The sequence below is a fragment of the Streptomyces vinaceus genome (assembly GCF_008704935.1).
GTDB classification, from domain to species: Bacteria; Actinomycetota; Actinomycetes; order Streptomycetales; family Streptomycetaceae; genus Streptomyces; species Streptomyces vinaceus.
Window position 1 is genome coordinate 1,760,778 of the sequence record NZ_CP023692.1, and the last position, 26,263, is coordinate 1,787,040.

Genomic DNA, 26,263 nt, shown 5'->3' on the forward strand with positions numbered 1-26,263 from the left:
GACGAGGTCAGCTGCGGTGGTTGTTCTTGGCGTTCGGGTCCTTGGCAGCCTTGTCTACCGCAGCCTGGGCCCGCTTGATCCATTCCTTTGGCTGGATCCGCTTGGCCATCAGCTCATTGGACGCGTTCTGGATCTCGGTGTCCATCTCGCTGTACCAGTCGGGGTACAGGTAGTTGAAGGTGTTCGCGCCGGCCGTCTTGACGGCCGCGACCGCCGACGCGGTGCCCGGGCGCAGCTTGACGTTCGGGTCGACGCCGTCCTTGACCACCGTGAGGGAGTTGGCCTGCTGGGCGAAGAGCGTCGACCATTCGCGCGACAGCATCGAGCGCAGGAACTCCAGGCCGCCGGCCTTGTTGGCGGCCTTCTCCGGGACGATGAAGGGCTCACCGGCGCCGGCCCGGATGGCCTCGAAGGGCAGCTTGCTGTCGGCGAGGGTCGGCACCGGCAGGAACTTCATGTCGAAGTCCTCCGGGGTCTGCTTGAGCTGCTCGTTCTCCAGCCAGGAACCGGAGGGGATGAAGGCGGCCTTGTACTGGTTCCAGGCGGTCTGGGACTCCGTGTGGGTGAGGCCGTTGGTGCCGGCCATCAGCAGGTCCTTCTCGACGACCTCGTAGACGGCCTCGACGGCGGCGAGGGCGGCGGGGTTGCCCTCGAAGGCGTTCGGCTCCAGGTTGTCGATCGCCTTCATGGCCTCCAGACCGCCCTTCTTGGCGATCAGGTCCATGATGACGACGTTGATGTAGTACGGGTACTTGCCCTGGTGGGCGAGTCCGCCGATGCCGGCGGCCTTGGCCTTGGCGCAGATGTCCAGGAACTCGTCCCAGGTCTTCGGCTCCGCCCAGCCCTTCTCCTTGAAGAGCTTGCCCGAGTACCAGAACCCGAACACGGTGTAGACGTAGTAGAGGGCGACGAACTTGCCGCCCTGGGTGCCCTGTTCGACGGTGCCGGGGATGAGCATGTCCCGGACCTTCTTGGCCGGGTCGTCGAGCGAGGGCGCGTCGAGCACCGGGTTGAGATCGGCGAGCTGGCCGCCCTTGGCGAGGACGTCGACCTTGATCTGCTGGGCGCCCGAGTCGTCGATGACGTCCGGCGGGTTGCCGCCGTTGAAGCGGGGCTGGAGCTTGGCGGCGATCTCCTGGGTGCCCAGGTGGGAGCTGGTCGTGCCCCACTTCTTGTCGAAGGCGGCCTCCCAGGCCTTCGCGTAGTCGTCGCCGAACCCGCCCTTGAAGACGACCACGTCCAGCTTGCCGCCCTTGGCGACGCCGAACGGGTTCTCCTTGGTCACCGCGCCCTTGTCCGGCCCCTTCGTGGTGTCCTCGCCGCCGGAGGCGCAGGCGGACAGGAAGCTCATCGTGGGCACCGAGATCAGTCCCAGCGCCGCGGAGCGCTTGATCAGGTCACGGCGGCCGAGGCCCTCACCAGTGGATCCCATGCTCATGTCCTCGCCTTCGTCAGAAGTGTGAAGGAGGCCGGAACTCGACGAATGCCCGTGGTCACCGAACGTACGGACGTCACCGCGGTCCCCACCGTCCCCCGGTCCGGTGCCGCTCGCAACGCGATGATCCGGACGAGGCACAGGTATAGTCCACTTCCGTTCATGTGAGCAAGATCATGCACACGGTTGTCCGTCAGCTTTTCCGAGTTGAGACCTCCCCGAAACCTGGCCCCGGCCGGAAAAAGCGGAAGGGCCGCACCCCCTTAACGGGGGTACGGCCCTTTGGTGCCGCTACTGCCGTCAGCCTCGGATGAGGTTGCGGAGCACGTACTGCATGATGCCGCCGTTGCGGTAGTAGTCCGCCTCACCGGGGGTGTCGATGCGCACGACCGCGTCGAACTCCACACCGGTGTCGGTGGTCACCTTGACGGTGCGCGGGGTGGTGCCGTTGTTCAGCTCCTCCACACCGGTGAAGGAGAAGGTCTCCTCGCCGGTCAGACCCAGGGAGGCGGCCGAGGCGCCCTCCGGGAACTGGAGCGGGAGCACGCCCATGCCGATCAGGTTCGAGCGGTGGATGCGCTCGTAGGACTCGGCGATGACGGCCTTGACGCCGAGCAGCGCGGTGCCCTTGGCGGCCCAGTCGCGGGACGAGCCCGAGCCGTACTCCTTGCCCGCCAGGATGACCAGCGGGATGCCGGCGGCCTGGTAGTTCTGGGAGGCGTCGTAGATGAAGGAGACCGGCGCGCCGTCGACCGTGAAGTCGCGGGTGAAGCCGCCCTCGGTGCCCGGCGCGATCTGGTTGCGCAGGCGGATGTTGGCGAACGTACCGCGGATCATGACCTCGTGGTTGCCGCGGCGGGAACCGTACGAGTTGAAGTCGCGGCGCTCGACGCCGTGCTCGGTGAGGTACTTGCCGGCCGGGGTGTCGGCCTTGATCGCACCGGCCGGGGAGATGTGGTCGGTGGTGACCGAGTCGCCCAGCTTCGCCAGCACGCGCGCGCCGGCGATGTCGGAGACCGGGGTGGTCTCCATCGTCATGCCCTCGAAGTAAGGGGGCTTGCGCACGTAGGTCGACTGCGGGTCCCACTCGAAGGTGTTGCCCGTCGGGATCGACAGCGCCTGCCACTGGGCGTCGCCCGCGAAGACGTCCTGGTAGGACTTGCTGAACATGTCCTCGCCGATGGCGTTCGCCACGACGTCGTTGACCTCGGCCTCGGAGGGCCAGATGTCCTGGAGGAAGACCGGCTTGCCGTCGGTGTCGGTGCCGATGGCGTCCTTGGTGATGTCCACCTTCATGGAGCCCGCGATGGCGTACGCGACGACCAGCGGCGGGGAGGCCAGGTAGTTCATCTTGACGTCGGGGTTGATGCGGCCCTCGAAGTTGCGGTTGCCCGAGAGCACCGAGGTGACCGCGAGGTCGGCCTCGTTGATCGCCTTCGAGATCTCCTCGTCCAGCGGACCGGAGTTGCCGATGCAGGTGGTGCAGCCGTAGCCGACCAGGTTGAAGCCCAGCTTGTCCAGGTACGGGGTCAGGCCGGCCTTGTCGAAGTAGTCGGTGACGACCTTCGAGCCCGGGGCCAGGGTGGTCTTGACCCACGGCTTGCGGGTCAGGCCCTTCTCGACCGCCTTCTTGGCCACGAGCGCCGCGGCGACCATGACGTAGGGGTTCGAGGTGTTGGTGCAGGAGGTGATCGCGGCGACGGTGACGGCGCCGTGGTCGATCTCGAAGGAGGAGCCGTCGGCCAGGGTCACCAGGGTGGGCTTGGTGGGCACACCGTTGGAGGACGCCGGGGCGTCGGACGCCGGGAAGGACTCCTTGCCCGCCTCCTCGTCGTCGCTGACGTAGTTGCGCACGTCCTGGGCGAACTGCTGCGCGGCGTTCGCCAGGACGATGCGGTCCTGCGGGCGCTTCGGGCCGGCGATGGAGGGGACGACCGTGGAGAGGTCGAGCTCCAGCTTCTCGGAGAAGTCGGGCTCGGCGGCCGGGTCCAGCCACAGGCCCTGCTCCTTGGCGTACGCCTCGACCAGCGCGACCTGCTGGGCGTCGCGGCCGGTCAGGCGCAGGTACTTCAGCGTCTCGTCGTCGATCGGGAAGATCGCGGCGGTGGAGCCGAACTCCGGCGACATGTTGCCGATGGTGGCGCGGTTCGCCAGCGAGGTGGCGGCGACGCCCTCACCGTAGAACTCGACGAACTTGCCGACGACGCCGTGCTTGCGCAGCATCTCGGTGATCGTCAGCACGAGGTCGGTGGCGGTGGTGCCGGTCGGCAGCTCGCCGGTCAGCTTGAAGCCGACGACGCGCGGGATCAGCATGGAGACCGGCTGGCCGAGCATCGCGGCCTCGGCCTCGATGCCGCCGACGCCCCAGCCCAGCACGCCCAGGCCGTTGACCATGGTGGTGTGCGAGTCGGTGCCGACGAGGGTGTCGGGGTACGCCTGGCCGTTGCGGACCATGACCGTGCGGGCCAGGTGCTCGATGTTGACCTGGTGGACGATGCCGGTGCCCGGCGGGACGACCTTGAAGTCGTCGAAGGCGGTCTGGCCCCAGCGCAGGAACTGGTAGCGCTCCTTGTTGCGGCCGTACTCCAGCTCGACGTTCTGCGCGAAGGCGTCCTTCGTGCCGAACTTGTCGGCGATGACCGAGTGGTCGATGACCATCTCGGCGGGCGAGAGCGGGTTGATCTTCGCCGGGTCGCCGCCGAGGGCCTTCACGGCCTCGCGCATGGTGGCGAGGTCGACGACGCAGGGGACGCCGGTGAAGTCCTGCATGATCACGCGGGCCGGCGTGAACTGGATCTCCTCGCTGGGCTGGGCCTGCGAGTCCCAGTTCCCGAGCGACCGGATGTGGTCGGCGGTGATGTTCGCGCCGTCCTCGGTGCGGAGCAGGTTCTCCAGCAGCACCTTCAGGCTGTAGGGAAGGCGGGCAGCGCCCTCAACCTTGTCCAGCCGGAAGATCTCGTACGACTCGTCGCCCACCTGCAGCGTGCTGCGGGCGTCGAAGCTGTTCGCCGACACGACAGTCTCCTTCATGCATGAAATTCGCGCGTTTACCGCAATCCTGCCGCCACGCCCTGTGGCCAATCCGCTAAGGTAAGGCTAAGTTAGGTGAGCCTTACCAGCAGGGGCGGCTGCGGTACGCCTTCGGCAGATATCTCGATGTCGAGATAACTCTAGTGCATTGCCGCGCCCTGGTCATGCACGGCATGGGCCAGATCACAGAGACGGCCCGCCCGGCGCCGCCCGCGGGGGTATGCGGGAAGAGGTGCGTACGGTCAGCGCGGCCGGGACGGTCAGCTGACCGGGCTCCGCCGCGTGCGGGGATTCCAGCAGCGCCACCAGCGCGGCGACGGCGCTCTCGCCGATCACCTCCGGGCGCAGGGTCACGGTGCTCACGGGCGGGTCGCCCGCCGCGTACGAGGGGTCCTCACTCGCGCAGACGAGCAGCAGATCGTGCGGTATCCGCAGCCCGTGCCGGGCGGCGGCGGCCAGCACCTGGCGCCCGCCCGGGTCGTACACGCAGTACACGGCGTCGGACCCGGGGCGGCCCGGCCCGGCGAACACGGGGTCGAAGGCGTGGCCGGCCCCGTCCTCGGGGTCGAACGGGACCACCAGCCGGGCCATCCCGCGCTCGGCGCACCAGCGGGCGTACGCCGAGGTGACGGCCCCGGTGTAGTACTCGCGGCCGTACGCGGAGTGCAGCGCGATCCGCGTGGCCCCGGCGGCGGCGAGGTGGTCGAGGACCTCGCGGGTGGTGGCCTCGTGGTCGTTGTCCACCCACACGTCCCCGGGCCGGGGGTCGGGGGGCCGGCCGTCGAAGACCACCGGCAGACCGCGCGCCCGCAGGGCGCGGAGCACCGGATCGCCGGCCGGGCTGTCGAGCAGCAGCATCCCGTCGACGGCGAGGTCGTGCCAGAGCGGCTCGGCGCCCCGGTCGGCGGGCAGGAGGGTGAGGGCGTAGCCGCGGGCGTGGGCCGCGGCGGTGGCGGCGGTCAGCAGCCGGGAGAAGTAGGCGATCTCGACGTAGTTCCAGGGGGAGCCGGCGTACGTGGTGACGGCGAGGCCGAGCGTACGGGTGCGCGGGCCGCGGCGGGCGCTGTAGCCGAGGGCGGCCGCCACCTCGCGGACCCTGCGGCGGGTGGACTCGCCGACGCGGCCGGTGCCGCCCAGCGCGTGCGAGACGGTCGCGGTGGAGACCTCCGCGGCGCGCGCGATGTCGGCGATGGTCGGTCCGGGGCCGGGCACGGGGTCATCGTACGGACGGCGGTACGGATTTCGTCGGCCGCGGCGGGTTCTGGTTAAGGGGTTAATCAAACAGTGTCCTGGCCACACCGACCTTGGAGTGGCCATGACCTCTTCTTCCTCTTCCTCTTCCTCTTCTTCCTTCTCTTCCCCCCTGTCCCGCCGGGGCCTGCTCGGGGCCGTCGGGGCAGCGGGTGCGGCCGGTCTGCTGGGCGCCGGGCCCGCGGCGGCGAGCACCGGCTCGGGCTCGGGCTCCGGCTCGCGCGGCTCGGCCGCCCTGGTGATCCACAACGCCCGGGTGTTCACCGGGACCACGGGCGGCGGGGCGCCCGTCGAGGCGCTCGCGGTCGGGCGGGACGGGAAGATCCTGGCCACCGGGGGCGGTTCGGCGGTGCGCCGGCACATCGGGCGGGACACCGAGGTCGTCGACGCCCGCGGGAACACGGTGATGAGCGGCATCCACGACGGCCACGTGCACCCGCTGGGCGCCGGCGACCGGTCGCTGCGGCCCTCGCTGGAGGGGGCGGAGACCACGCTGCCCGAGCTGCGGGAGCTGCTGACCGGCTTCCTCGCCGACACCGGGGGCGCGGAGGCGGAGCCGGACCGCTGGCTGGTGGTGGAGGACTGGAATCCGGTCGGACTGCTGCCGACCGGGACGGTGCCGCACCACTCGATGCTGGACGCGCTGGCGACCCGCAGGCCGGTCGCGCTGGTCGGCGGCGACGGGCACAACCTCTGGGCCAACCAGCGGGCCCTGGACATCGCCGGGATCACGGCGGCCACCCCGGACCCGGTCGGCGGCCGGATCGTGAAGGGCTCGGACGGGCAGCCGACCGGCGTCCTGAAGGACGACGCGCAGGACCTGGTGAAGCGGCACGTCCCGGAGCCCTCCCGGGACGAACTGGTCGCGGCCTGCGCGAAGGTGCTGGAGCTGGCGGCGGCGTCCGGGGTCACGACGATGATGGACGCCCTGGTCGGGCGGCACGAGCTGGAGCTCTACCAATCCCTGGCGGCGGCCGGGAAGCTGCCGCAGCGGATCGTGCCGGCGATCCGGCTCGACGCCGGACAGACCAAGGACCCGGCGGCGGCCCTGGCGTACGCGCGCGGGCTGCGCAAGGAGTTCGAGGGGGTACGGGGCCTGCGGTTCGGGATGGTCAAGGTGTTCCTCGACGGGGTCATCGAGTACCCGGCGCAGACGGCCGCGCTGCTGGAGCCGTACCTGGACGGGAACGGCAGGCCCACGGCGAACCGGGGCGAGCTCTACACCTCGGCCGCCGACTACGGGCGGCTGACGGCGGCGTTCAACAAGGCCGGCTGGCAGCTGCACGCCCACGGGCTCGGAGACCGGGCGGTACGTACGGCTTTGGACGGTTACGAGTACGCCCACCGGGTGACCGGGCAGCGCGACGCGCGCAACGCGGTCGCCCACCTGCAGATCGTGGACCCGGCTGACCTGCGGCGCTTCGCCCGGCTGAGCGTAGCGGCCTGCATGCAGCTCCAGTGGGCGGCGCAGGACACCTGGACGATGGACGCGCTGCTCCCGTACATCGGGCCGCAGCGCCACCGGTGGATGTACCCGGCGCGCAGCCTGGAGCGGGCCGGTGCCCGGCTGTCCGGCGGCTCGGACTGGCCGGTGGACGCGCTCCAGGTGTGGAACCAGCTGCGGACCGCGATCGACCGGCAGGGCGCGTACGGGACGGGCGAGCTGTACCGGGAGCTGGAGGGGCTGAGCCGGAGCTCGGTGCTGCGGATGCACACGGCCGGGACGGCGTGGCAGCTGAGGCAAGAGGGGCTGACGGGAACGGTGGAGCAGGGCAAGGCGGCGGACCTGGTGCTGCTGGACCGGGATGTGACCCGCTGTCCGGTGGCCGACATCAGCGGGACCGGCGTACGGATGACCCTGGTCGGCGGCCGGGTGGTGCACGACGCGGACTCGGCGCCCGGCCGCGCCGCGGCGGCCCGCGCGGCGCGGGCGGGATCCGGACCGCGCCCGGCGGCGTACGCGGCGGTGCACGGTGGCCGCCACCACGCGTGCGGCCACTAAATCTGCATAATGAGTGTGATGTCCACAATTGGAACGATGCGTTGGGAGACGGGTGGAAGCGACACGCCGGACATCTGACGGTCGGTAACACCCGTCTGCCACACCCGACGCAGGGGACATCTCATATCTGAGATACGGTGCATCCATGGCAGACGACTACCTCGTACGCATCGGCAAGCTCATCCGTGACGCCCGGCAACACAGGGGCTGGACGCAGAGTCAACTCGCGGACGCGCTGGGCACCAGCCAGAGCGCCGTGAACCGGATCGAGCGCGGCAACCAGAACATCAGCCTTGAGATGATCGCCCGAATCGGTGAAGCGCTCGACAGCGAGATCGTCTCTCTGGGCTACGCCGGTCCGATGCACCTGCGCGTCGTCGGCGGCCGCCGGCTGTCCGGCGCCATCGACGTCAAGACGAGCAAGAACGCGTGCGTGGCGCTGCTGTGCGCCTCACTGCTCAACAAGGGCCGTACGGTGCTGCGCCGGGTCGCCCGCATCGAGGAGGTCTACCGGCTCCTCGAAGTCCTGAACTCCATCGGCGTCCGCACCCGCTGGATCAACGAGGGCGTGGACCTGGAGATCGTCCCGCCGGCCCGTCTCGACATGGACGCCATGGACGCTGACGCGGCCCGGCGCACCCGCAGCATCATCATGTTCCTGGGCCCGCTGCTGCACCGGATGGACCAGTTCCGCCTGCCGTACGCCGGCGGCTGCGACCTCGGCACCCGGACCATCGAGCCGCACATGATCGCCCTGCGCCGCTTCGGCCTGGACATCACGGCGACCGAGGGCATCTACCACGCGAAGGTCGAGGCCGGGGTCTCCCCCGGCCGTCCGATCGTGCTGACCGAGCGCGGGGACACGGTCACCGAGAACGCGCTGCTGGCCGCCGCCCGGCACGACGGCGCCACGGTCATCCGCAACGCCTCCTCCAACTACATGGTCCAGGACCTGTGCTTCTTCCTGGAGGCGCTCGGTGTGCGCGTGGAGGGCATCGGCACGACGACGCTGACGGTCCACGGCGTCCCGAACATCGACGTGGACGTGGACTACTCCCCCTCCGAGGACCCGGTCGAGGCGATGAGCCTGGTCGCGGCCGCGGTGGTCACGGAGTCGGAGCTGACGATCCGCCGGGTCCCGATCGAGTTCATGGAGATCGAGCTCGCGGTACTGGAGGAGATGGGCCTCGACCACGACCGCTCGGCGGAGTACACGGCGGACAACGGCCGCACCCGCCTGGTCGACCTGACGGTCCGCCCCTCGAAGCTCGAAGCCCCGATCGACAAGATCCACCCGATGCCCTTCCCCGGGCTGAACATCGACAACGTCCCGTTCTTCGCGGCCATCGCGGCCTCGGCCCAGGGCCAGACGCTGATCCACGACTGGGTGTACGACAACCGGGCCATCTACCTGACGGACCTCAACCGCCTCGGCGGCCGCCTCCAGCTCCTGGACCCCCACCGCGTCCTGGTCGAGGGCCCGACGCGCTGGCGCGCGGCGGAGATGATGTGCCCGCCGGCCCTCCGCCCGGCGGTGGTCGTCCTCCTGGCGATGATGGCGGCCGAAGGCACCTCGGTGCTGCGCAACGTCTACGTCATCAACCGCGGCTACGAGGAACTCGCGGAACGCCTCAACTCGGTGGGCGCCCAGATCGAAATCTTCCGCGACATCTAGTCCCGGTCCGGCGTCGACTCCGAGGCCCCGCCGATCCCCGCCCGCGGGGATCGGCGGGGCCTCGTCCCACAGCCAGCGCGCCCAGCGCGTGATCGCCCGGCCCGTCAGAGGGCCGGACGCCGGATCCGGCCGGATCCCGCCGGTCGCGTCGGGCGTGCTCGGCGGGGCGGGTGTCCGGCGGGCAGAATCGGGGGCGTCGGTACGGGTGGTGTCGAGGGGGCGGCCATGGCAGTGGAAACAGGGACGGGGTCCGGAAGCGGTACGGAGGTTCCGACGCTCGGCGGGGTCCCGCTGCTCGGCTCCCTCCTGGACCTGACGTCGGACTCGCTCGGGACCTACCTGCGCGCCCAGCAGCGGCACGGAGACGTCGTACGGATCACCGCGGGCCCGCCCGGGCTGCGCGCCGAGCTCTACGCGGTCTTCTCCGCCGAGGGCGCGCAGCAGGTCCTGGCCTCGGAGTCGGCCAACTTCCGCAAGGACAACGCCTTCTACCAGGAGGTCCGGGACTCCTTCGGCAACGGGCTGCTGACCAGCCAGGACGAGGACTACCTGCGCCAGCGCCGGCTCGTCCAGCCGCTGTTCACCAAGCGCCGGGTCGACGGGTACGCCGGAGCCGTCGCCGCCGAGACCCGGGCCGTCGTCGCGGGCTGGGAAGGGGTCCGGGGCGGCGTGGTCGACGTCGGCGAGGAGATGACGCGGCTCGCCCTGCGCGCGGTCGCCCGCATCCTCTTCGGCACCGACGTGGAGGCCACCGTCGACGTCGTCGACCGGTGTTTTCCGGTCATCACCGAGTACGTGCTGCGCCGCGGCTACTCCCCCGCCAACATCCCCCGCAGCTGGCCCACTCCGGGCAACAGGCGGGCGGCCGCCGCGATGGACGAGCTGTACGCGGTGTGCGACTCCATCATCGCCGCCCGGCGCGGTGGCGGTACGGACGCGGGCGACGGCCCCGGCGAGGACCTGCTCGGACTGCTCGCCGCCGCCTCCAGCACGGACGACGGGGAGTTCGACGCGGCCGAACTGCGCGACCAGGTGCTGATCTTCCTGCTCGCCGGGCACGAGACGACCGCCACCTCGCTCGCCTTCTCCCTGCACCTGCTGGCCCGCCACCCCGAGCAGCAGGCCCTGGCCCGCGAGGAGATCTCCCGCGTCCTGGGCGACCGTACGCCCGAGGCGGCCGACCTCGACCGGCTCCCTTACCTCACGCGGGTCCTCAAGGAGGCGATGCGGCTCTACCCGGCGGCCCCGGTCATCGGCCGCCGCGCGGTCGCGGCCACCGAGGTCGGCGGGCTGACCATCCCGGCGGGCGCGGACGTGATCCTGGCCCCGTGGGTGACGCACCGCCATCCGCGCTACTGGCCGGACCCGGACCGCTTCGACCCGGACCGCTTCACTCCGGAGGCGGAGGCCGGGCGCCCCCGCTACGCCTGGTTCCCCTTCGGTGGCGGCCCGCGCGCCTGTATCGGGCAGCACTTCTCGATGCTGGAGTCGGTCGTCGCGCTGGCGATGATCCTGCGCGCGTACGCGTTCGAGGCCGTGGACACCGACGTGCCGCTCGGCGCCGGGATCACCCTCCAGGCGCAGGGCCCGGTCCGCTGCCGGATCCGGGGCGCCGGGCGGTAAGCCGTCCTCAGACCGCGGCGGGCGCGTGGTTGCCCTTGAGGCGTTCCAGGTCCGAGGGGCGGACCTGGATCGCGAACAGCGCGATGACCGCCGCGATGAGGGCGAAGCAGGCCGCGACGATGAACGCGGCGCTCACACCGGAGGTGAGCACCTGGTCGCCCCACGGGTCCGGCAGCCGGCCGGTCCGCAGGAACATGCTCTTCTGGGCCGCGTCGGCCTGGCTCAGGAAGGCCGGGACCTGGTCGTGCGCCTCGTTGCGGCTGGCCGTGCCGAAGACGGTGACCAGGATGGACAGTCCGAGCGATCCGCCCACCTGCTGCGTCGTGTTGAGCAGACCGGAGGCCGCGCCCGATTCCCGGTCGGCGACGTTGGACAGGGCCATCAGGGTCAGCGAGACGAACTGCATGCCCATGCCGAGGCTGAACACGAGCATCGGACCCAGGATGCTGCCGAGGTAGGTGGAGTGGATGTCGGTCTGCGTCAGCCAGGCCAGGCCGGCCGCCGAGCACAGCGCGCCCGTCACCATGAAGGGTTTCGGCCCGAACTTCGGCAGCAGCTGGGAGGTGATGCCCGCGCCGACGGCGATGACGACGCTCACCGGCAGGAAGGCGAGGCCCGCCTCCAGCGGGCTGAACCCCAGCACGTTCTGCACGAACAGGGTCAGGAAGAAGAACATGCCGAACATCGCGCAGGCGAGGAAGAGCATGATCCCGTAGGACCCGGCCCGGTTGCGGTCGGCGAACATGTGCAGCGGCGTGATCGGCTGCGGCGAACGCCGCTCGTTGAGGAAGAACAGCAGGAGCAGGACCACGGCCGCCCCGAAGGAACCGAGGGTGATCGGGTCGGTCCACCCCTCCTCGGCGGCGCGGATGAAGCCGTAGACGAGCGTGATCATGCCCAGGGTGGACAGGAGTGCGCCGGCGAGGTCGAAGTGTCCGGGGTGGCGTTCGGATTCGCGGATGACCCGCCTGGCCATGAAGGCGATGGCCAGGGCGATGGGGACGTTGACGAAGAGCACCCAGCGCCAGCTGAGCCATTCGACGAGGATGCCGCCGGCCAGCAGTCCGATCGCGCCGCCGCCCGCCGAGACGGCGGCGAACACGCCGAACGCCCGGTTGCGGGCCGGGCCTTCGCGGAAGGTGGTGGAGATCAGCGCCAGCGCGGTCGGGGAGGCGATGGCGGCGCCGACGCCCTGGAGGGCCCGGGCGCCCATCAGCTGGCCCTCGTTCTGCGCGAGTCCGCCCAGCATCGAGGCCAGGCCGAAGAGCAGCACGCCGGAGATGAACACGCGTTTGCGGCCGAGGATGTCGCCGGTGCGTCCGCCCAGCAGGAGCAGGCCGCCGAAGGTGAGGGTGTACGCGTTGACGACCCAGGACAGGCTTTCGGTGGAGAAGCCGAGGGCCGTCTGGATGTGCGGGAGCGCGATGTTCACGATGGTGATGTCGAGAACGACCATGAGCTGGCAGGACGCGATGACGAACAGCGCGAGCCCGTTGCCGCTTCCTCGGACCTTGCCGTCGGTCCCGTTGCTGATCGGCGTTGCGTTCCCATCCACCTTTTCGACGCTAAACCTGCTCCCGGGGGCACACCACTCGAATGGCCTAGCGCGCATGACATGTACAGTGTGCCATTTCACATGACACACTTCGGATCATGGATGACTTCCTCAGGCTCTCCGCGAGCACCGGCCGCTTCACCTACGGCGCCCCGCGCGCGTTCTCCTTCGGGGACGACGGCCGGCTGCTCTGGTTCCTCCGCTCCACCGGCCCCACCGACGCCTTCGACAGCCTGTGGGTCCTCGACACCGCCACCGGCGCCGAAACCCGGCTCGCCGACCCCCGGGCGCTCTCCCCCGAACCGGGCACCCTCCCGGTCGCCGAGCGCCGGCTGCGCGAGCGGATCCGGCTCGTGGCCGCCGGGATCGGCTCGTACGCGCTCTCCGGCGACGGCCGCAGCGCGGTGTTCCCGCTGTACGGGCGCCTGTACCGGGTGAGTTGCGAAGGCGGCGCCGGGGGGAAGGGCCGGCCCGAGGAGATCCCGGCCGCCGGACCGGCCCTCGACCCGCGCCCCAACGCCGACGGCTCCCGCACCGCGTACGTCAGCGACGACGCCCTGTACGTCCACCCCGGCGGCCGGGTCAGCCCCGCCGACGGTGCCCGCTGGGGCCTCGCGGAGTTCGCCGCCGCCGAGGAGCTGGACCGGGACCGGGGCCACTGGTGGTCCCCCGACGGGCAGACCCTGCTGGCGGCCCGCGTGGACGAATCCGCCCTCCAGCGGCGCCACTTCGCCGACCCCGCGCACCCCGAGCTCCCGCCCGAGGACTTCGCGTACCCCGAGGCCGGCGGGCCCAACGCCGAGGTCCAGCTGTGGGTGCTCGGCCCGGACGGCGCCCGGGTCCGGCTCGACTGGGACGCGGCCGCGTACCCGTACGTCTCCGACGCGGGCTGGGAGTCGGAGACGGAGATCCTGCTGACCGTCCAGGACCGGCTCCAGCAGAACGTGCTGCTGCTCACCGCCGATCCGGCCACCGGCCGTACCCGGGAGCTGTCCCGTACCGTGCACCCGCTCTGGGTCGACCCGCTGCCGGGCACCCCGGCCCGGCTCGCCGACGGGCGGATGCTCACCGGCGCCGACACCCCGGGCGGCGCCGCGCGCGCCCTCGCCCTCGACGGGAAGCTCCTGACCGGGGAGGGGATCCAGGTCCGCCGCGTGGCCGGGGTCCACCAGGACCGGCTGCTGATCGAGGCCGGGCAGCGCGACCCCTCCGAGCAGCAGGTGCTCCTGCTCGACCCCGACACCGGTGAGCTGACCCCGGTCGCCGACGGACCCGGGGTGCACGGGGCGCAGGCCTCGGCCGGGACGCTGCTGCTGACCACCGCCGACGCCGACGGGGTGCGGCGGACCGTACGCACCGCCGACGGGCGCGAGTTCGTACCGGCGGACCTGTCCGCCCCGCTGCCCTACCGGGTGGTCCCGGTGCTGGAGCGGGTCACCGAGCACGGCCTCCCGACCGCGCTGGTGCTCCCCCGCGGCCATGTCCCGGGCCGGCGGCTGCCCGTCCTGATGGACGGCTACGGCGGCCCCGGGTACCAGGACGTCTGCGCCGAGCCGCGCCGCTGGCAGCAGCGCCAGTGGTGGGCCGACCGCGGCTTCGCGGTGGTCACGGTCGACAACCGCGGCACCCCCTACGTCTCCCCCGCCTTCACCCACGCCATGTACCGCGGGTTCTCCGAAGTCACCCTGGACGACCAGGTCGCCGCCCTGCACGCCCTGGCCCTGCGCCACCCGGACCTGGACCTCGGCCGGGTCGGGGTGCGCGGCTGGTCGTACGGCGGCTACCTCTCCGCGATGGCGGTGCTGCGCCGCCCCGACGTGTTCCACGCGGCGGCCGCCGGGGCCGCGCCGACCGACTTCCGGCAGTACGACACGGCGTACACCGAGCGGTACCTGGGACTCCCCCAGGACCACCCGGACGTCTACGAGCGGGACTCCCTCCTGCCCGACGCCCCGAACCTGGCCCGGCCGCTGCTGCTGATCACGGGCCTGGCCGACGACAACGTGCACCCCTCGCACACCCTGCGCCTGTCCCGGGCCCTGACCGACACGGGCCGCCCGCACCAGCTCCTGGCCCTCCCCGGGGTCACGCACATGACCCCGAACGGCACCCGGGAGAAGATCACGGCGCTGGAACTGGAGTTCTTCCGCCGGGAACTCGCCTGAGGGCCGCCCCGCAACGGCGGGAGGACCCCGGGCCGATCGTGTCGGCCCGGGGTCCTCCTTCTTCCCCTGGATCCCCGTCAGTCACCGGGGAAGTGGCAGGCCACCTCGCGGGAGGCGGCGATCCGCAGCAGGGGGCGCTCGGTGCGGCAGACCTCCTGCGCCTTCGGGCAGCGCGGATGGAACGTGCAGCCCGGGGGCGGGGCGGCCGGGCTCGGCGGATCGCCCAGCAGCACGATCCGCTCGCGGCGCCGCTCGGCCGCCGGGTCCGGCAGCGGTACGGCGGACAGCAGGGCGCGGGTGTACGGGTGCTGGGGGCTCTCGTACAGGGCCCGCTTCTCGCCGATCTCGACGATCCGGCCGAGGTACATGACGGCGACCCGGTCGCTGACCCGTTTGACCACCGACAGGTCGTGCGCGATGAACACGTACGCCAGGTCCAGTTCGCGGCGCAGTCGCTCCATCAGGTTGACGATCTGCGCCTGAACGGACACGTCGAGGGCGGAGACCGGCTCGTCGGCGACGACCAGGCGGGGGCTGGTGGACAGCGAGCGGGCGATCCCGATGCGCTGCGCCTGGCCGCCGGAGAACTCGTGCGGATAGCGGTCGATGTGCTCCGGGATCAGCCCGACCAGCTCCATGAGCTCGGCCGCCCGGCGCCGGGCGTCGGAGGCCGACCAGCCCTGCACCAGCAGCGGGTCGGAGATGATCCGGGCCACGCTCTGGCGGGGGTTGAGGGAGGAGTGCGGGTCCTGGAAGACCATCTGGAGGTGGCGCCGGTGCGGGCGCATCGCCCGCTGCGAGAGCCTCGTGATGTCCCGCCCGTCGAAGGTGACGGCGCCGGACGTGGGCTCCAGCAGCCGGACCAGCATCCGGCCGGTGGTGGACTTCCCGCAGCCCGACTCCCCGACCAGACCGAGGGTTTCGCCCGGCGCGAGGTCGAAGGAGACCCCGTCGACGGCGCGCACGGGCGCCCCCCGGCGGCCGGACGCGGAGCGTCTGCCGGGGAAGGTCATGGTCAGGTCGCGTACGGAGAGCAGCGGCCCGGGCGGGGCCGGTTCCCTCCCGGTCCCCTCCGCGCGTGCGGTGGTGTCCGGGGGGCGGGCCTCTACGGTCATCGGGTCGCCTCCGGAGCACTCGTCGGGGTCGGTACGGACTCGGCGGTCGCGGCTGACCCGCCGGCCCCCGCGAGATGACAGGCAGCGGCGCGCGGGCCGCCGCCCTGGGGCAGCAGCTCGGGGCGCTCGCCGGCGCAGCGGCCGCGCTGCTGCGGGGTGGCCGCGGCGGCGAGGCCGCAGCGCGGGGCGAAGGCGCACCCCGGGGCGGGGGTGAGCAGGGAGGGCGGGGAGCCGGGAATGGCCCGCAGCGGCTCGTCGTCGGCGTCGTCGAGCCGGGGCAGCGAGTCGAGCAGGCCCCGGGTGTACGGATGGGCCGGACCGGCGAACAGCTCGTCGACCCCGGCCTGTTCGGCGGCCCGGCCCCCGTACATGACCAGTACCTCGTGGGCGACGCGGGCGACGACCCCCAGGTCATGGGTGATCATCACGACGCCCAGGCCGCGCTCCTGCTGGAGCCGGGCGATGAGTTCGAGGATCTGCGCCTGCACGGTCACGTCGAGGGCCGTGGTGGGCTCGTCGGCGATCAGCAGATCGGGCTCGCAGGCCAGGGCCATGGCGATCATCGCGCGCTGGCGCATGCCGCCGGAGAACTGGTGCGGGTACTCCCCCGCGCGGCGGGCCGGTTCCGGGATACCGACCTCGCCGAGCATGTCGACGGCCCGTTTGCGCGCGGCGGCCCGCCCTGCCTTGAAGTGGACGCGGAAGTGCTCGGCGATCTGCTCGCCGACCGTGTAATAGGGGTGCAGGCTGGACAGGGGGTCCTGGAAGATCATGGCCATCTTCCGGCCGCGCAGCCGGGACAGCTCCTTCTCGGACATGCCGGTGAGCTCCTGCCCGGCGAGTGCGATGGAGCCGCCGACCTCGGCGCCCCGGTGCAGGCCCATGACGGCGAGCGAGGTGACGGACTTGCCGGATCCGGACTCGCCGACGATGCCGAGTGTCCGCCCGGCCTCGACCGTGAAGCCGAGCGAGTCGACGGCCCGTACGGGGCCGCGCGGGGTGGTGAAGGTGACGCGCAGGTCGCGCACCTCCAGCAGGGGGGCGGCGGGGGCGCCCATCAGTACCTCACCCTCGGGTCGATGACGGCGTACAGGAGGTCGACGACGAGGTTGGCGACGACGATGAAGAAGGCGGCGAGCAGGGTGACCCCGAGGACCACCGGCTGGTCCGAGCTGACCAGGGCCCCGTAGAACAGCCGCCCGATGCCCGGGAGTCCGAAGATGGACTCGGTGATGACGGCTCCGGCGAGCAGCCCGCCGAGGTCCATGCCGAAGATGGTGAGGATCGGGGTCATCCCGGAGCGCAGGCCGTGCTTGACGACGACGGTGCGCTCGGGCATCCCCTTGGCGCGGGCGGTACGGATGTACGGCTCGGCCATCGCCTCGATCATCGAGCCGCGGCTCTGGCGGGCGTACATGGCGGCGTAGAGCAGGGCGAGCGCGGTCCAGGGCAGCAGCAGGTTGGTCGCCCAGGCGAACGGGTTGTCGGTGAAGGCCTGGTAGGTGGGGTAGGGCAGCAGCCCGGCGACCCGGATGACCCCGTAGATGAGCATCACGGAGGTGAAGTAGACGGGCAGCGAGGCGGCGGCGACCGCGCCGACCATCAGGGCCTTGTCGGTGGCGGTGTCCTTGCGCAGGGCGGCGGTGACCCCGGCGCCGAGGCCGAGCAGCAGCCACAGCGCGGCGGCGCCGACGGCGAGGGAGGCGGAGACCGGGAGGCGGTCCATCAGCAGGTCCCACACGGGCAGGGAGTTCTCGTACGAGTAGCCGAGGCACGGGAAGTCGCACTGGACGGCGTACTGGCCGGTGCCGAGGGTGCGGCCGGTGAAGATGCCGGTGAGGAAGTCGGCGAACTGCCGCCATATCGGCTGGTCCAGGCCCAGGTACTCCCGTACGTCGGCCAGCCGTTCGGCGCTGCAGGTCTTGCCGCAGGCGGCCGCGGCCGGGTCGGTGGGCAGGACGTAGAAGATGAGGAAGGTGACGGCGGCGATGGCGAGCAGGACGCCCGCGAGGGCGAGCAGCCGGCGCGCGAGGTAGAGGATCAACTGCGGCCGCCCCTCGGGTCGAGGATGTCGCGCAGGGCGTCGCCGAGCAGGGTGAAGGCGAGTACCGCGAGGAAGAGGAAGGTGCTCGGGATGACGAAGTACATGGGGTCGGTCTCGTAGAAGGCGACGGACTCGGCGATCATCTGGCCCCAGGAGGGGGTCGGCGGGCGGACGCCCACGCCGAGGTAGCTGAGCGCGGCCTCGGTGCTGATCATGCCGGGGATGAGCAGGGTGGTGTAGGCGATGACCGGGCCGGAGACTCCGGGGAGGATGTCGCGGGTCAGGATCCGCCAGGAGCCGGCCCCGCCGACGCGGGCGGCGTCCACGTATTCGCGGTGTTTGAGGGAGAGGGTCTGGCCGCGGACGACGCGGGCGACGCCGGGCCAGCCGAAGACGCCGATGACGGCGGTCATGAGCACGATCCGGTTGACGTCCTTGGCCACCGACAGCATCGCGATCATGAAGATGAGCGAGGGGAAGGACATGGTCAGGTCCATCAGGCGGGACAGGAGCGTGTCGGTGCGGCCGCCGAAGTAGCCGGCGGCGATCCCTGCCGCGGTGCCCGCGACGACAACGATGGCGGTCGCGGCGAAGGCGATGAGGAGGGAGACCTGGGCTCCGTGGACGACGCGGGCGAACAGGTCCCGGCCGGTGACGGGTTCGACGCCGAGCCAGTGCTCGGGGCTGATCCCGCCGAGGGGGCCGAGGGGCTGGCCGCCGAGGTAGGGGTCGACGGCGGCCTTGTCGAACTCCTCGGGTGACCAGCCGCCGAGGGCGCCCAGCCAGGGCGCGGTGGCGGCCATCAGGACGAAGAGGAGGACGACGCAGAGGCTGACGCGGACGGCGGGGCGGCGGCGCAGCTCGCGCCGGGCGAGCTGCCAGGGGCTGCTGCCGGTGGCTGCCGCCGCGGGGCCGGCTGTCGCCCGGGGCCCGGCTGACGCCACGGGCCCTCCGTCGGCTCCGGGCCCGGCTTCGGCTCCGGGCCCGGCTTCGGCTCCGGGTGCGGTGGTGGTCATGGTGTCGGGGTCCGTGTCCCTCAGCCCTGGCTCTTCGAGGGGTCCTTGAGGCCGACGGTGGCGTAGTCGATGGTGCCGGTCCACACGGGGTGGCCGTAGGCGCCGGCGATGTTGGGGCCGACGAGCAGCGGCTTGCGCTCCAGCAGGACCGGGACGGCCGGGGACTTCTTCATGATCTCGGCGTCGAGGTCGATCCAGGCCTGGTTGGCCTGCTTGGCGTCGGCCATGGCGTTGATCTCGTCGATCCGCTTCATGGTGGCCTCGTCGCGGAACTGGCTGTTGTTGCCCTGGTTGCCCTTCTCCTTGATGGTGCGTCCGTCGAAGACGAAGGGGATCCAGGTGGAGCCGGAGGGGTAGTCGGGGCACCAGCCGGACAGCGTCATGTCGGGGGTGGTGGAGAGGTCGCCGATGACGTCGTAGTACGCGCCCGGGTCGATGGTGTCGACGACGACTTCGATGCCGACGCGGGACAGGCCCTGCTGGATGGCCTCGGCCTTGCCCTTGTCGCCGGTGGAGACCGCGAGGGAGACCTTCAGCGACTCCTTGCCGGCGGCCTTGAGGAGTTCCTTGGCCTTGGCCGGGTCTCCCGCCGGGGCGATCTTGAGGGTGTCGGCCTGCTTGCCGCCGGAGAGCGCCGGGGGAAGGTAGGCGGTGGCGACCTCGTTGAGCGCCGGGCCGCCGCCCGCGGTGATCACCGCCTCCTTGTCCACGGCGTACTGCATGGCTTCGCGGACCTTGGGATCGTTGAACGGCGCCCGGGAGTTGTTGAGGGAGAGCATCTCGGTACAGCCCTGGGACTCGGCCAGCAGGCGCGCCTTGACCTCCGGCTTCGGCAGCACCTTGGGGGCGCTCTCGGGGCGCATGTCCATGTACTGGACGGCGGAGGCGTCGGCGCCCTCGCCCGCGATGATCCGGTCGTCGATCTGGCCGCCCTTGAGGCCCATGACCACGACGTACTTGTCCGGGTAGGCCTTTCTGACGGTGTCGGTCTTCGGGTCCCAGTGCTCGTTGCGGACGAGGACGAGCTTCTTGTCGCGGTCGTACGACTCGATCTTGTACGGGCCGGAGGAGAACGGCCGGGTGTCGTACTGGGTGCCCTTCTCCTGGGACTGCGGGACCGGGGCGAAGGTCGGGAGGGTGGCGGTGGCGGAGAACTCGGCCACCGGGCGCTTCAGTTCGAAGACGATGGTGCGGTCGTCGGGGGTCTTGACGGAGTCGAGGTGCTGCCCTTGGAGCGGACCCTTGTAGCCCTCGCCGCCGGCCAGGTACTGGGCGGCGTAGTCGGGGCCGCCCGTCAGGTCGGGGGCGAAGGAGCGCTCGACGTTGTACTTGACGTCCTGCGCCTTGATGGGCGTGCCGTCCTCGTACTTCACGCCCTCCTTGAGGGTGAACGTCCAGGTCTTGCCGCCGTTGGAGGGGGTGCCGAGGTCGGTGGCGAGGTCGGGGACGAGCTCGCTGCCGCCCTTGCCGGGCTCGGCCTTGAAGGTGACGAGGGTGCGGTAGAGGAGGCGGGTGCCGAAGTCCATGGCCGGCATCACCCAGTTGCGGGCCGGGTCGAGGTGGGAGAAGTCCTGGTTGGACAGGACGGCCAGGGTCCCGCCCTTGACCGGGGTGCCGCCGAGGACCTTGCCGTCGTTGGCGGCGGCGGGGTTGCTCGCACCGGCGGCCGCGGAGCCCTTCTTGGGGTCGGAGCAGCCCGAGGCACCGAGTGCGAGTGCCGCCACGAGAGTGGTGGCGAGGGCGAGTTGGGTGCGCTTGGTCATGGTCACTCCAGTGAAGGGCCGCGCTCTATGATGTGACCGGTAACATAGTAATGTGAAATTGTACTGACAAGAGGTAGGCACCTCCGTTATCCAGCCGTGTCCAAATCCGGTTCCCTGCAACGGTGTTGGGGCCGCGCAGGGGAGGGTCAGCGCGTGGCGAGCAGCTCCCTGGCCGCCCGTACGCCGGGGCCACTGTCCTCGACCACCACGCACGCCACCGGGTCGACGCCCATCCGGCGGGCGGCACGGAGGATCTTCTCGTGCGAGCCGCTGGAAGCGACGCAGGTCGCCAGGGCGAGGGCGGCGATCCCCTCCAGCGCCTCGGGCAGTCCCGCCACGGGCTCCAGTGCGAGGTCGACGGCGTCGCGGTGCCGCTGGATGAGCAGCTTCCACCACAGGCGGGCGCTCTGCACGCCGAGCCGCTCCGCGATCTGCCCGACGATCGACTCCTCGGAACGCCCGATGAAGCGCTCGACGACCTCGTCCTCGGTCAGCGGCCAGCCCAGCTCGGCCCCGAGCTCGACCTGGAGGCGGACGGCGAGGCGCTCGGTGTCCCGACGAGGACGCCGTCGCAGTCGAATATCACGAGCTCTACCGGCTTGATCATTCCCACAGGGTAGGCGCTGGGGCGGCCGGGGGCGCCGGTATGTGATCCACACCTCTTCGTTCGGCAAATCCTGGTGCAGGCCGTAGTTCATCTTGCAATCTTTCATACAGGCCAGATGAAATTCGGGCGGCCACCCGTCAGGAAGGGAAGGTCCCATGACCAGCCAGCGCCCCGGGCTGTACGAGGTGCTCGACGACCGGTTCCGTACCGGGCGGTGCATGAACGGCGATGACGCGCTTGAGGTCCTCCACACCGGCTGCCGCTGGGCCGAGGGGCCGGTCTACCTGCCCGCCTGGCGGCAAGTGGTCTGGAGCGACATCCCCAACGACCGGATGCTGCGCTGGGACGAGGAGACCGGCGCCGTCGGCGTCTTCCGCCGCGACGCCGGGAACGCCAACGGCAACACCATCGACGGCCAGGGCCGACTGATCACCTGCGAGCAGGGCAACCGCCGCGTCACCCGCACCGAACACGACGGCACCGTCACGGTGCTGGCGGACCGCTGGAACGGCCGACGCCTCAACAGCCCGAACGACGCGGCCGTGAAGTCGGACGGTTCGGTCTGGTTCTCCGACCCGGACTTCGGCATCACCAGCGACTACGAGGGCCACCGCGCGCAGAGCGAGATCGGCGCCGGCAACGTGTACCGCGTCGATCCGGACACCGGGGCGGTGCGGTTGGTCGCGGACGGGTTCGGCGCGCCGAACGGGCTGGTCTTCTCCCTCGACGAGCGGCGGTTGTTCGTGTCCGACACCCGGGCGGGCGTCATCCGGGTCTTCGACGTGCGCGACGACGGCACGCTGTCCGAGGGCGAGGTCTTCGCCGAAGCGGCGCCGGGCAAGGCCCGCTTCGACAACCTCCGCTTCGACGAGGGCGGCCGGCTCTGGGCCGCCGCGATGGACGACGGGGTGCACTGCTACGACCCCGACGGCAGCCTGATCGGACGGCTCCACGTCCCCGAGGCCGTCTCCAACATCGCCTTCGGCGGCGCCAAGCGCAACCGCCTCTTCATCACCGCGCAGACCAGCCTCTACTCGGTGGTCATGGGTGTCACCGGCACGCACCCGACCGGCCCGGGCCGCAGGCGCTGGCTCGACGGCTGAGCCCCCGGGGGGGGCGGGGCGGGGCGGCGGACCGCCGTGGCGCCCCGCCGCTCCGACAGCTCCTCTAGACGCCCGAGCCGAGGCCGCCCGGGGTGCGGCCCACCGGTTCGTCCCGGCCCTGGGCCCAGAGGGAGCGGACGTGGCCGAGGTGGCGGACCATGCAGGCCTCCGCCGCCTCCGCGTCGCCGGCGATCATCAGGTCGAGCAGCTCGATGTGCTCCTCGGCGGAGGAGACCAGCTTTCCGGCCTCGTCCAGGCCCGTCAGTCCGTACAGCCGCGAGCGCTTGCGCAGGTCGCCGACCGTCTCGACCAGGCGGTCGTTGCCCGCCAGGGCCAGCAGGGAGAGGTGGAAGCGGCGGTCCGCCTCCAGGTAGCCGATGAGGTTGTGCTCGCGGGCGCTGGTGACGATCTCCTCGGCGATGGGCCGCAGCTCCTCCAGCTGCTCCGTCGTGGCGATCTTCGTGATCCGGCCGATGGTCGGGACCTCGATCATCGTGCGCAGCTCGGTGTACTGGTCCAGGTCCCGCTCACTGACCTCGGTGATCCGGAAACCCTTGTTGCGCACGGGTTCCACCAGGCCCTCGCGGGCCAGGTCGAGCATCGCCTCGCGGACCGGCGTGGCGGAGACCCCCAGCTCGGCGGCGAGGCCGGGCGCCGAGTAGACGCTGCCGGGGCGCAGTTCACCCGCTATCAGGGCTGCTCGAAGGGCGTGGCCGACCTGGTCGCGGAGCCGTTCCTGGGCCTTGATGAGGCTGTGCTGCTTCAGGTCACCCATTGCTTTTCCTCCGAGCCGGCTTTGCACCACCGAGTGCAGAGGAACAGCGTACAATGTCACGTTGCGCTTGATCCCCGACCGGTGGTGCCTCCCGCGGCGCGATACATCGCCACCGCCACGGCCAGATCTTCCCAGGCCATGCCCACGCTCTTGAAGAGCTGTGGACAACCCTGCTCCCCGGCCGCCGGCATCCGGCCCGCCACCAGGTCGGACAGGGTGCCGTTGATATGACCGGGACCGATCGCCCCCTCCGCCTCCGGCACCAGCAGATCCCCCGCCTCGCGCAGGGCCGCCGCCCTCGACTCCACGTACACCGCCGCCCGCCGCACCAGGGCCGTGTCGGTCTCGCGGGCGTCCGGCTCGTGCGAGCCGACCGCCACCACCGTCGCCCCCGGGGCCACCAGCCGCCCGTCGAAGAGCGGTTCGCGGGCCGTCGTGCAGCAGAGCACCAGGTCCGCCTCCGCCACGTCCGCCGGGGTGCCCGTACGGGCCGGCACCCCCAGGGCGCCGGCGTGCTCGGCCAGCTTCCGCGCGGCGTCCGGGGTGCGGCCCACGACCACCACCCCCGCCAGCTCCCGTACGTGGAGCACGGCTTCGAGGTGCCCGTACGCCTGCGGTCCGCTGCCGAAGAGGACCAGCCGCAGTGCCCTCCCGGTCGGCGCCAGGTACCGCAGGGCCAGCGCCGAGACGGCCGGAGTGCGCAGCGCGGTCAGCGCCGAGCCGTCGAAGAGGGCGAGCGGGCGCAGCGTCGGTGCGTCCAGCAGCAGGTACGACCCGGTGATGCGGGGGAGCCCGAGAGCCGGGTTGCCGGGTGCCACCCCGGCGATCTTCACTCCGGCGTACTCCCCCGCCGCGGCCGGCATCAGCAGCAGCTCGCCCCCGCCCGGCACGGGCAGGGCGGAGCGCTGCGGGCAGGTCTCCGGGTCCAGCCCGGCCCGCAGTACGCCGGCCAGCGCGTCGGCCGCCGCGACCGGGGTCAGCAGCGCGGCCGTCTCCGCGGCCTCGAACTGCGGGATCACAGCAGGAATCCCGCGCCGAGGGCGTCCTGCGGATCGCGGATGAAGGCGTGCTCGCCGGTGCGGTAGGCCGTGCCGGTGACCTCGGTGACCAGGCCGTCGCGCGCGTCCTCGCGAGAGCCGTCCCGCGGGCCGCCCCCGGATCCCTCCGGCACCACCCGCCCCGTGAACACCGTGCCCACCACCGACTCGTGGAGCAGGTCCTCCCCCGCCCCGATCCGGCCGTCCTCCGCGAGCAGCGCGAGGCGCGCCGAGGTCCCCGAGCCGCAGGGCGAGCGGTCGACCTGCCCGTCGGCGAACACGGTGACATTGCGCTGGTGCGGCCCGAACGGGGTACCGGGCAGCTCCTCGTGGAGGATCACCCCGTACACCCCGGAGAGCAGCGGTCCGCCGGGGTGCCAGGTCCCGGGGTGGGTGGCCAGCGCGGCCCGGATCTCCTGTCCTGCGCGGACCAGCCCGGGCAGCGCGGCCCGCGTCACCTCCAGGCCGAGGTCCCGGGCGGCGACGGACGCGTAGCAGGCACCGGCGTGCGCGATGTCCACCTCCGCCAGGCCCAGCGTGGTCGCCACCGGCACCTTGCGGGCGCCGACCCGGGCCGGCACGTTGCGGAAGGTGACCCCGGTGGTACGGCCGCCGGCGCGGTGCACGGTCGCGGCGACCCGCCCCGAGGGCACGTCGATGCGCACCTGCGCGTCCCCGTCGTCCGGCGCGGGAACCCGGCCGGTGTCCACGGCCCAGGCGCCGAGGGCCATCGTGCCGTGGCCGCAGGCGGTGGAGTAGCCGTCCTTGTGCCAGAACAGCACGCCGAAGTGGGCCCCGTCGTCGTCCGGGGGCACCACGAACCCGCCGTACATCCCGGCGTGTCCGCGCGGCTCCTGCACGAGGAAGCGCCGTACGTCGTCGAGGGGACTGCGGCGCGGAGCCGTCCCGGAGCCTCCCGGGCCGATGGCGGTGGCGCAGCGCTCGGCGACGGTGTCCCCGGGTACGGCCGGCAGGCCTCCCGAGGCGAAGTCGACGATCCGGAAGGGCTCCCCGGCGGTGTGGTAGTCCACGGTGCGTACGACGGCGGCTGCGGCGCTCACAGCAGGAACCCCGCCGGGAAGGGGTCGGACGGGTCGAGGAAGTACTGGGCGGTGCCGGTGATCCAGGCCCGCCCGGTGACGGTGGGGACGACGGCCGGGAACCCTCCGACGGTGGTCTCCCCGGTCAGCCGGCCGGTGAACTCGGTCCCGATGAAGGACTCGTTGACGAAGTCCGCGCCGACGGCGAGGAGGCCGCGGGCGTGCAGCTGGGCCATGCGCGCGCTGGTCCCCGTACCGCACGGCGAGCGGTCGAACCAGCCCGGGTGGATGGCCATCGCGTGCCGGGAGCGGCGGGCGTCGGAGCCGGGGGCGGCGAGGTAGACGTGCTTGACCCCGCCGATGGAGGGGTTGTCGGGGTGGACGGGCCGGTCGGCGGAGGCGTTGATCGCGTCCATGACGGCGAGGCCCGCCGCGAGCAGGTCGTCCCCCCGCTCCCGGTCGAAGGGGAGGCCGAGGGCGTCGAGTTCGACGAAGGCGTAGAAGTTGCCGCCGTAGGCGAGGTCGTAGGTGACGGTGCCGAAGCCGGGGACCTCCGCCTTGAGGTCGAGCCCGACGCAGAAGGAGGGGACGTTGGTGAGGGTGACGGCGGTGGCCGCCCCGTCCTCGACCCGGACGTCCACGCTCACCAGCCCGGCCGGGGTGTCGAGCCGCACGGTGGTGACCGGCTCGACGACCTCGACCATGCCCGTCTCGACCAGGACGGTGGCGACCCCGATGGTGCCGTGCCCGCACATCGGGAGCAGGCCCGACACCTCGATGTAGAGCACGCCGAAGTCGGCGTCGGGGCGGGTGGGGGGCTGCAGGACGGCTCCGCTCATCGCGGAGTGGCCGCGCGGCTCGTACATGAGCAGGGTCCGGACGTGGTCCAGGTGCTCGATGAAGTGGAGCCGCTTCTCGGCCATCGTGGCGCCGGGGATCACCCCGACGCCCCCGGTGATCACCCGCGTCGGCATGCCCTCGGTGTGCGAGTCGACCGCGTGGTAGATGTGACGCGTACGCATTCCGG

At 71.7% G+C, this 26,263-nt stretch carries 19 protein-coding genes; 5 read left to right on the forward strand and 14 right to left on the reverse strand.

Translation table 11 applies throughout. The features are described from left to right. Positions 1 to 7 precede the first annotated feature (7 nt). From ngcE to CP980_RS07750, 3 genes are all read right to left on the reverse strand, one after another. A complete protein-coding gene (ngcE, locus tag CP980_RS07740; RefSeq protein ID WP_373313002.1) occupies positions 8 to 1,432 on the reverse strand; it encodes an N-acetylglucosamine/diacetylchitobiose ABC transporter substrate-binding protein in 1,425 nt (474 codons plus the stop codon). A gap of 303 nt (positions 1,433 to 1,735) precedes the next feature. Beyond that, complete coding sequence (gene acnA, locus CP980_RS07745; RefSeq protein WP_099889005.1) at positions 1,736 to 4,450, reverse strand: aconitate hydratase AcnA; 2,715 nt, start codon at positions 4,448 to 4,450, stop codon at positions 1,736 to 1,738. A gap of 198 nt (positions 4,451 to 4,648) precedes the next feature. Continuing rightward, on the reverse strand, positions 4,649 to 5,677 hold the full coding sequence (locus CP980_RS07750) for a LacI family DNA-binding transcriptional regulator (RefSeq protein ID WP_229907418.1): 1,029 nt from the start codon (positions 5,675 to 5,677) through the stop codon (positions 4,649 to 4,651). Positions 5,678 to 5,780: 103 nt separating this feature from the next. Between CP980_RS07750 and CP980_RS07755 the strand changes: the two genes are divergently transcribed. The 3 genes from CP980_RS07755 to CP980_RS07765 all read left to right on the forward strand — a co-directional run bounded on the left by CP980_RS07755 (position 5,781) and on the right by CP980_RS07765 (position 11,016). Continuing rightward, positions 5,781 to 7,718: an amidohydrolase gene (locus CP980_RS07755; protein ID WP_167535805.1), complete on the forward strand. Its 1,938-nt coding sequence runs from the start codon at positions 5,781 to 5,783 to the stop codon at positions 7,716 to 7,718. A 145-nt stretch (positions 7,719 to 7,863) separates the two neighbouring features. Further along, positions 7,864 to 9,393: a helix-turn-helix domain-containing protein gene (locus CP980_RS07760; protein WP_132759100.1), complete on the forward strand. Its 1,530-nt coding sequence runs from the start codon at positions 7,864 to 7,866 to the stop codon at positions 9,391 to 9,393. Positions 9,394 to 9,618: 225 nt separating this feature from the next. Then, complete coding sequence (locus CP980_RS07765; protein WP_150527824.1) at positions 9,619 to 11,016, forward strand: cytochrome P450; 1,398 nt, start codon at positions 9,619 to 9,621, stop codon at positions 11,014 to 11,016. Positions 11,017 to 11,023: 7 nt separating this feature from the next. Here CP980_RS07765 and CP980_RS07770 read toward each other — a convergent pair whose 3' ends face one another. Continuing rightward, positions 11,024 to 12,571 carry an MFS transporter gene (locus CP980_RS07770; RefSeq protein ID WP_229907190.1) on the reverse strand — a complete coding sequence of 516 codons (1,548 nt, stop codon included), beginning with the start codon at positions 12,569 to 12,571 and terminating at the stop codon, positions 11,024 to 11,026. A gap of 98 nt (positions 12,572 to 12,669) precedes the next feature. On the opposite strand from CP980_RS07770, the gene CP980_RS07775 reads away from it, so the two are divergent. After that, positions 12,670 to 14,736, forward strand: a complete 2,067-nt coding sequence (locus tag CP980_RS07775) for a S9 family peptidase (RefSeq protein WP_150527825.1) — start codon at positions 12,670 to 12,672, stop codon at positions 14,734 to 14,736. A 77-nt stretch (positions 14,737 to 14,813) separates the two neighbouring features. On the opposite strand, the gene CP980_RS07780 is transcribed toward CP980_RS07775, so the two are convergent. The 6 genes from CP980_RS07780 to CP980_RS07805 all read right to left on the reverse strand — a co-directional run bounded on the left by CP980_RS07780 (position 14,814) and on the right by CP980_RS07805 (position 21,372). Next, positions 14,814 to 15,749, reverse strand: a complete 936-nt coding sequence (locus CP980_RS07780; RefSeq protein ID WP_167535947.1) for an ABC transporter ATP-binding protein — start codon at positions 15,747 to 15,749, stop codon at positions 14,814 to 14,816. Between the two features lie 98 nt (positions 15,750 to 15,847). Then, entirely contained in the window at positions 15,848 to 16,909 is a 1,062-nt protein-coding gene (locus tag CP980_RS07785) for an ABC transporter ATP-binding protein (RefSeq protein WP_132759105.1), read from the reverse strand. Next, positions 16,909 to 17,895 carry an ABC transporter permease gene (locus tag CP980_RS07790; RefSeq protein WP_132759106.1) on the reverse strand — a complete coding sequence of 329 codons (987 nt, stop codon included), beginning with the start codon at positions 17,893 to 17,895 and terminating at the stop codon, positions 16,909 to 16,911. The genes CP980_RS07785 and CP980_RS07790 overlap by 1 nt, the downstream gene beginning before the upstream one ends. Continuing rightward, the gene (locus CP980_RS07795) at positions 17,892 to 18,911 is read right to left on the reverse strand and encodes an ABC transporter permease (protein WP_229907191.1); all 1,020 of its coding nucleotides are present in this window, start codon (positions 18,909 to 18,911) and stop codon (positions 17,892 to 17,894) included. Before CP980_RS07795 ends, CP980_RS07790 begins: the two co-directional genes overlap by 4 nt. A 20-nt stretch (positions 18,912 to 18,931) precedes the next feature. Then, a complete protein-coding gene (locus tag CP980_RS07800) occupies positions 18,932 to 20,674 on the reverse strand; it encodes an ABC transporter substrate-binding protein (RefSeq protein ID WP_150527827.1) in 1,743 nt (580 codons plus the stop codon). A gap of 146 nt (positions 20,675 to 20,820) precedes the next feature. Beyond that, a complete protein-coding gene (locus CP980_RS07805) occupies positions 20,821 to 21,372 on the reverse strand; it encodes an HAD family hydrolase (protein WP_189998943.1) in 552 nt (183 codons plus the stop codon). 64 nt (positions 21,373 to 21,436) lie between these two features. Here CP980_RS07805 and CP980_RS07810 point away from each other — a divergent pair, with 64 nt between their 5' ends. Then, a complete protein-coding gene (locus tag CP980_RS07810; protein ID WP_150527828.1) occupies positions 21,437 to 22,384 on the forward strand; it encodes an SMP-30/gluconolactonase/LRE family protein in 948 nt (315 codons plus the stop codon). A gap of 64 nt (positions 22,385 to 22,448) precedes the next feature. Here the strand turns inward: CP980_RS07810 and CP980_RS07815 are convergent, their stop codons facing one another. Genes CP980_RS07815 through CP980_RS07830 form a run of 4 tightly spaced genes read right to left on the reverse strand, consistent with a single transcriptional unit; the run spans position 22,449 to position 26,258 of the window. Next, complete coding sequence (locus CP980_RS07815) at positions 22,449 to 23,159, reverse strand: GntR family transcriptional regulator (RefSeq protein ID WP_123512097.1); 711 nt, start codon at positions 23,157 to 23,159, stop codon at positions 22,449 to 22,451. Positions 23,160 to 23,215: 56 nt separating this feature from the next. Continuing rightward, positions 23,216 to 24,178, reverse strand: coding sequence for an ornithine cyclodeaminase family protein (locus tag CP980_RS07820; RefSeq protein WP_229907192.1), 963 nt, complete (start codon positions 24,176 to 24,178; stop codon positions 23,216 to 23,218). Continuing rightward, positions 24,175 to 25,257 carry a proline racemase family protein gene (locus CP980_RS07825; protein ID WP_150527829.1) on the reverse strand — a complete coding sequence of 361 codons (1,083 nt, stop codon included), beginning with the start codon at positions 25,255 to 25,257 and terminating at the stop codon, positions 24,175 to 24,177. Before CP980_RS07825 ends, CP980_RS07820 begins: the two co-directional genes overlap by 4 nt. Next, positions 25,254 to 26,258 carry a proline racemase family protein gene (locus tag CP980_RS07830; RefSeq protein ID WP_150527830.1) on the reverse strand — a complete coding sequence of 335 codons (1,005 nt, stop codon included), beginning with the start codon at positions 26,256 to 26,258 and terminating at the stop codon, positions 25,254 to 25,256. The genes CP980_RS07825 and CP980_RS07830 overlap by 4 nt, the downstream gene beginning before the upstream one ends. Positions 26,259 to 26,263 lie beyond the last annotated feature (5 nt).

Coding starts and splice junctions, on each gene's coding strand:
- CP980_RS07810 (WP_150527828.1), top strand. CDS start 21,437: ATGACCAGCCAGCGCCCCGGGCTGTACGAGGTGCTCGACGACCGGTTC.
- CP980_RS07760 (WP_132759100.1), top strand. CDS start 7,864: ATGGCAGACGACTACCTCGTACGCATCGGCAAGCTCATCCGTGACGCC.
- CP980_RS07795 (WP_229907191.1), bottom strand. CDS start 18,911: ATGACCACCACCGCACCCGGAGCCGAAGCCGGGCCCGGAGCCGAAGCC.
- CP980_RS07805 (WP_189998943.1), bottom strand. CDS start 21,372: ATGAACTACGGCCTGCACCAGGATTTGCCGAACGAAGAGGTGTGGATC.
- CP980_RS07815 (WP_123512097.1), bottom strand. CDS start 23,159: ATGGGTGACCTGAAGCAGCACAGCCTCATCAAGGCCCAGGAACGGCTC.
- CP980_RS07755 (WP_167535805.1), top strand. CDS start 5,781: ATGACCTCTTCTTCCTCTTCCTCTTCCTCTTCTTCCTTCTCTTCCCCC.
- CP980_RS07765 (WP_150527824.1), top strand. CDS start 9,619: ATGGCAGTGGAAACAGGGACGGGGTCCGGAAGCGGTACGGAGGTTCCG.
- CP980_RS07830 (WP_150527830.1), bottom strand. CDS start 26,258: ATGCGTACGCGTCACATCTACCACGCGGTCGACTCGCACACCGAGGGC.
- ngcE (WP_373313002.1), bottom strand. CDS start 1,432: ATGGGATCCACTGGTGAGGGCCTCGGCCGCCGTGACCTGATCAAGCGC.
- CP980_RS07800 (WP_150527827.1), bottom strand. CDS start 20,674: ATGACCAAGCGCACCCAACTCGCCCTCGCCACCACTCTCGTGGCGGCA.
- CP980_RS07785 (WP_132759105.1), bottom strand. CDS start 16,909: ATGGGCGCCCCCGCCGCCCCCCTGCTGGAGGTGCGCGACCTGCGCGTC.
- CP980_RS07775 (WP_150527825.1), top strand. CDS start 12,670: ATGGATGACTTCCTCAGGCTCTCCGCGAGCACCGGCCGCTTCACCTAC.
- CP980_RS07780 (WP_167535947.1), bottom strand. CDS start 15,749: ATGACCTTCCCCGGCAGACGCTCCGCGTCCGGCCGCCGGGGGGCGCCC.